The organism is Kocuria subflava (genome assembly GCF_012163155.1).
Taxonomy (GTDB): domain Bacteria; phylum Actinomycetota; class Actinomycetes; order Actinomycetales; family Micrococcaceae; genus Kocuria; species Kocuria subflava.
Map to the genome: position 1 here is coordinate 1 of NZ_JAAVUN010000122.1, position 709 is coordinate 709.

The following is a 709-nucleotide window of genomic DNA, read 5'->3' on the forward strand; positions in this document are numbered from 1 at the left end:
CGCTCGGAGCGGTAACGCTCGAGAGCTCGAGCAACCTTGGGCCCGTGTGGGCAGCGACCGCGCTGACCGCTCTCGCACTCCTCGTCATGCTGCCCACGCTGCGCATGATCGCCCCGCGGGTACGGAATGTGGAGGCTGCCAAGTGACGCACGCCAATGCTCCGCTGGGCCTTGAAGGCCGACGCCGGCTCGTGGATCGGTGCCTGACCCGTCCAATCGGGCACGTAGCTGCCGAGATGGGCATCTCACGCGCGTGCGCTTCGAAGTGGGTCAACCGGTGGAGACAGCATGGCGAAGCCGGTCTCCACGACCGTGCCTCGACGCCCCACCACAGCCGTACCGCGACAGCAGCCTGGGTCATCCAACGGATCGATTTCTGGCGGCGCGAACACAAGTGGTCTGCCCAGCGCATCACCTACGAGCTCGCCGAGCTGGACGTCAGGATCCACCGGCGTACCGTCACCCGACACCTGAGCCGGCTCGGCCTTGGCCGACGCAGATTCATCGACCCCGGCGGCGATACCAATCGCAAGCCAGGGAAGATTACCGCCCGCTGGCCCGGTCATATGGTGCACCTCGATGTGAAGAAGGTCGGCCGAATCCCTGACGGCGGCGGCTGGCGCATTCATGGGCGCGACAGCGGCCAGGCCAAGACCACTGGTCGCGCGAAGTCAGCTGGGTCGGAGCGGGGGTACACGGACCTGCACTCC

Annotated in this window: 1 protein-coding gene; it reads left to right on the forward strand. The window is 67.0% G+C overall.

What is annotated here, in order from left to right:
• Nucleotides 1–142: 142 nt before the first annotated feature.
• The coding region (locus tag GTW58_RS13310) for a helix-turn-helix domain-containing protein (protein ID WP_168023586.1) at nt 143–709 on the forward strand (567 nt) is incomplete at its 3' end.